The organism is Microcystis sp. M113S1, assembly GCF_020246945.1.
GTDB lineage: Bacteria > Cyanobacteriota > Cyanobacteriia > Cyanobacteriales > Microcystaceae > Microcystis.
Genome location: NZ_JADBSA010000316.1, coordinates 1 through 4617 on the forward strand (window position 1 = coordinate 1; position 4617 = coordinate 4617).

The 4617-nt window shown below is 44.9% G+C and carries 7 protein-coding genes; 2 read left to right on the plus strand and 5 right to left on the minus strand.

All coding sequences use genetic code 11. The annotated features are described in order from the left end of the window. On the plus strand, positions 1-198 hold a 198-nt coding region (locus IM319_RS15915), incomplete at its 5' end, for a zinc ribbon domain-containing protein (RefSeq protein WP_287736240.1). Positions 199-230: 32 nt separating this feature from the next. On the opposite strand, the gene IM319_RS15920 is transcribed toward IM319_RS15915, so the two are convergent. Genes IM319_RS15920 through IM319_RS15930 form a run of 3 tightly spaced genes read right to left on the minus strand, consistent with a single transcriptional unit; the run spans position 231 to position 1702 of the window. Further along, a complete protein-coding gene (locus IM319_RS15920) occupies positions 231-695 on the minus strand; it encodes a DUF29 domain-containing protein (RefSeq protein WP_287684953.1) in 465 nt (154 codons plus the stop codon). 13 nt (positions 696-708) lie between these two features. Further along, on the minus strand, positions 709-1200 hold the full coding sequence (locus IM319_RS15925) for a DUF29 domain-containing protein (protein ID WP_287684951.1): 492 nt from the start codon (positions 1198-1200) through the stop codon (positions 709-711). A gap of 10 nt (positions 1201-1210) precedes the next feature. Next, entirely contained in the window at positions 1211-1702 is a 492-nt protein-coding gene (locus IM319_RS15930; protein WP_287736241.1) for a DUF29 domain-containing protein, read from the minus strand. A 185-nt stretch (positions 1703-1887) separates the two neighbouring features. Here IM319_RS15930 and IM319_RS15935 point away from each other — a divergent pair, with 185 nt between their 5' ends. Continuing rightward, positions 1888-2808 carry an ROK family protein gene (locus IM319_RS15935; protein ID WP_287684947.1) on the plus strand — a complete coding sequence of 307 codons (921 nt, stop codon included), beginning with the start codon at positions 1888-1890 and terminating at the stop codon, positions 2806-2808. Between the two features lie 11 nt (positions 2809-2819). On the opposite strand, the gene IM319_RS15940 is transcribed toward IM319_RS15935, so the two are convergent. After that, complete coding sequence (locus tag IM319_RS15940) at positions 2820-3422, minus strand: Crp/Fnr family transcriptional regulator (protein ID WP_287078742.1); 603 nt, start codon at positions 3420-3422, stop codon at positions 2820-2822. 289 nt (positions 3423-3711) lie between these two features. Continuing rightward, positions 3712-4350, minus strand: coding sequence for an LON peptidase substrate-binding domain-containing protein (locus tag IM319_RS15945; RefSeq protein ID WP_287078741.1), 639 nt, complete (start codon positions 4348-4350; stop codon positions 3712-3714). Positions 4351-4617: the final 267 nt, after the last annotated feature.

The window sequence follows — 4617 nt, forward strand, 5'->3', positions numbered from 1 at the left end:
ATCCGTGAGTGGGAATGTCTTTTCTGTGGAACTTTTCATGATCGAGATGTAAACGCTGCGGTAAATATCAAGGTCGCCGGAGGACATTCGGAGACTTTACACGGACGTAGAGGAAAGCGTAAGACTTCTGTTAAAGAAGCAGCATCCCGTGAAGCGTCAACCCCATTCAGCGACCATTCTAAAAAAGTGGCGTGGTGAGGAATCACCGTCCGTTTACGGCGGTGAGGATGTCAAGTCTCCCGAAAATCCGGCAGCCAATTTTGATCGAGAATCTCCTCTAGATTAGCTAAAACTTCCAGAGGGAAAATACTGGCATCTAATTGGGTTTCGTCAATAAGCAGATGGCGAGCATCGAGATAACATTTCGCTAAAATTTCTCTTAAATAGGACTTTAAACTGGGACTATCTTCTAAAAGATCGGCAATTTGTAGGCGAAAATTTCTGATTTCTTTTTTCCATGCTGCTTGATTGTAATCTCGTTGCGATTGCCAGGAAGTTAACTTTAGTAAATGCTCTAAAAGTCGAGTTAAGAGACTCTTAAGCGCTCGTCGATTATTTTTACCCAAATCTGCCAACTCCTCTAATAAATTCTGCCAATCTACCGCTTGAAAATCCCCCCGACGCAATTGGTTGATCGTCGATTCTAACCAAAGTTGATAATCACTATCGTAGAGATTTGAAATGGTAATATTCATCATTTTTTACTCCTTAATTGCACTTTTCAGAATTATTGCTGATAGCTTCCCAATCCGGCAGCCAATTTTCAGCGAGAATCTCCTCTAGACTAGCTAACACTTCCACGGGGAAAATACTGGCATCTAATTGGGTTATATCAATAATTATCTCCCGAGCATCGCTGTAACATTCCTCAAGTATCTCGGATAAATAGGGTTTGAGACTGGGACTATCTCTCAGGATTTTCTTGATTTGTTTCCGAAAGGTTCTAATTTCCCCTTTCCAGGCTGCTTGATTATAATCTCGTTGGGATTGCCAGTAAGTTAACTTCAGTAAATGTTCTAAAAGTCGAGTTAATAAACTTTCTAATGCTCGTCGTTCACTTTTTCCCAAATCTGCCAACTCCTCTAATAAATTCGGCCAATCTACCGCTTGAAAATCCCCCCGACGCAATTGGTTGATCGTCGATTCTAACCAAAGTTGATAATCGCTATCGTAGAGATTTGAAATGGTAATATTCATCATTTTTTACTCCTTAACTGCACTTTTCAGAATTATTGCTGATAGCTTCCCAATCCGGCAGCCAATTTTGATCGAGAATCTCCTCTAGATTAGCTAACACTTCCAGAGGGAAAATACTGGCATCTAATTCGGTTTCGTCAATAAGCAGATTGCGAGCATCGAGATAACATTCCTGCAAAATTTCCCTTAAATAGGACTTTAAACTGGGACTATCTTTGAGAATTTTTTTGATCTGAATCCGAAAATTGCGAATTTCTTTTTTCCATCCAGCTTGATTATAATCTCGTTGGGATTGCCAGTAAGTTAACTTCAGTAAATGTTCTAAAAGTCGAGTTAATAAACTTTCTAATGCTCGTCGTTCACTTTTTCCCAAATCTGCCAACTCCTCTAATAAATTCGGCCAATCTACTGCTTGAAAATCCCCTTGGCGCAATTGGTTGATCGTCGATTCTAACCAAAGTTGATAATCGCTATCGTAGAGATTTGGGATGGTAACTTTTATCATTTTTAAAATGGGGAAAAATAAGGATTTAAGCTGCAGGTATCCAAACTATAGGAGAAATTTGGGCTAATCAATCAGCTAGTCTTGCCGGTTTAGCCGAATTATCCTCAATCACATCTAACTGCGAAAAAACCGCCAAAAAGAGTGATAATAAACCTAGCTACTCCCAGAGTAACAAGGAAAGCCCGATGGTGAAAACAGTAATAGGTGTCGATTTAGGTGGAACCGCTATTAAAATTGGTAAATTTGACCAAGAGGGCAATTGTATCGAATCTCTCACCTTGCCCACTCCCCAACCCGCTACACCCAAAGAAGTCGCCCTTACCATACATCAAGGCATTTGTCAAGTAAATTTAGATAAAAGTTGTCAAGCCATCGGTGTGGGAACGCCGGGGCCGGCGGATGCTCAGGGAAGAATTGCCAAAATAGCGATTAATTTGGCAGGATGGCGGGATATTCCCCTCGCCGATTGGTTAGAAGAAAGCACGGGAATGCCGACAATTTTAGCCAATGATGCCAATTGTGCCGGTTTGGGGGAAGCTTGGTTAGGAGCGGGCAAACGGTTTCAAAACTTGATCCTGTTGACCTTGGGGACGGGAGTAGGAGGGGCAATTATCCTCGATGGTAACTTATTTGTGGGCAGCAAGGGAACGGCCGCAGAATTAGGCTTAATAACCCTTAATTTTGACGGTCCATTGTGCAATAGCGGTAATCGGGGTTCCTTAGAACAATACGCCTCCCTGCAAGCTATTCGCCGGATGACTGGCAAAGAACCGAAGCAATTGGCAGAATTGGCCGAAAAAGGCGATCGAGAGGCTTTAGAATTCTGGCAGGGTTACGGCTGTTTACTGGGGGCTGGTATCGCCAGTTTACTCTATGTTCTCACCCCAGAGGCGGTAATTATCGGCGGCGGCATTAGCGCCAGTGCTAAGTTTTTCTTTCCCTCTCTCCTCACAGAAATCGAAAGACGGGTGTTACCTAGTTCCAGAGAAGGATTAGAGGTATTAACGGCCGAGTTGGGTAATCGCGCCGGGATGGTGGGGGCCGCTAAATTAGCTTGGCAATTATTGGACTTCCGCGGGGAGTCTATTATGGCCGGATCTGACTAAAATTGTCTGACTTAATCGTGAATAATCAAGTGGCGATCGCCATCGAGACTCACGGCTCCCTGACGCTGAAATTCGCCTAACAAACGCGTCACCGTTACCCTCGTGGTCCCGATAGCATTGGCGAGATTTTGATGGGTTAAACGGATCTTTAAACGACTGCCTTGGGCGATTGGTTCTCCCATTTCCCGCTTTAATAACTGTAGTAACTGCTGGAGACGTTCCTCCACTCGTCTGAGTCCTGCGATCGCAAGAAGCGATTCCGTTTGTTGTTGACGACGGATCATTTGATTTAACATCATCCTAGTTAATTCCGCCGAATTTTCGACTTCGGCGATCGTGTACCATTTTAGGTACAGTTCCGACAAGGCTCTGGCGTGATAGGATTCCAGATGGGTCAAATTTAAGCCAAAAAAGTGGGATGAATGAACCCAGCCTAGTAAAATTTCCTCTCCACTCTCAGATACTTGACTTAGTTGCGCCATACCCCGATAAACTTGCCAGACTCCATCAACCACCAGAGGAATATTTTCCCCGCGATCATAAAAATGGAGCCGACGACTCTCGCTATAGTCTTCTCGGAAGGGTGAGACGCTGGGATTATAGGTCAGCAACATGATCAAAGTTCTCCTGGGTGAGGGGCTAACAATTTTAACCCCACTTTACTGTATCAAGGTAAACATTAGGTAATCCCCAGATTAACAGTTATCAGTTATCAGTGGGTCAGTCATCAGTTTTCAGATGTGAGTTATCAGTTCACTGTTTACTGTTCACTGTTCACTAAAAATACTTCCCTCTCTCCCCGCAACGGCTCGACTGAGCTTCGCCGAAAGTCGCGCACGAAGTGGTCTCCCATCTCCCCATTTCCCCATTTCCCTCTCCCGAAGCTGAAAAACCTAAAGATCATTAATTTAAAGCATCTTTAAGAGCCGTGCGAGCGGCCAGATGATTGCGAGTCGAGGTGAGAATTTCCGATTCTCGTTGCAGACGACTGACTGTATCCTGCATTTCCAATAAAGCCTGTTGTTCCCCGGCCACACCGTAGAGATTACCCGCCACCCAGTAGGATAATTCCAGGGGAAGACTGGGCAAATCGTCGGGGAGTTCAATTTTTTGAGCGGTTAATTTGGCTGATAGATGAACCACATCCCGCAGCAGTCGATCCACTTCTTTGGCCAGAGGTCGCAGATCTTGGGTGGTGGGGACATCTTCAATCCACTCCACTAAACCGACACGATAGGGTTTTTCCCGGACGTATTCTAGGACACGGAAGCGCTGTTGACCGATGGTGAGAATTTTTAACCGATCATCTGGGAGACGTTGACAACGGACAACTTCCGCACAACTGCCGACTTTAGCAATTTCTCCCGTGGCTGGATCTACCATTAAGACCCCAAAACGGCGATCTTCTTCCAATATCGTATTCATCATAATCCGATAGCGAAACTCGAAGATGTGCAGGGGTAGGGGACGACCCGGGAATAAAACAACTTCGGGAAGGGGAAAGAGAGGTAATTCTCTAACGGCAATGGAAGAAGTGGCCATAGGTTTAGTAAAAAAAAACCGATCTTCTCTTATTTTTACACAATCCCCCCTGAACCGCTAGGCAAGGGCATTGACAGGAGCCAGTATTCAGGAGCCGGTATTCAGGAGCCGGGAGATTGCCTTTATTTAGGGTCTGCTGAAAAAGTTTTTCGGTGGGGGTTGGGGGTTGGGGGTTGGGGGTTGGGGTGTGGGGTGTGGGGTTTTACCCATTTTCAGGTGGTCAATTACCTAATTTTCAGGGAAAAAGTCCCTGAATTTTCCCCCCAA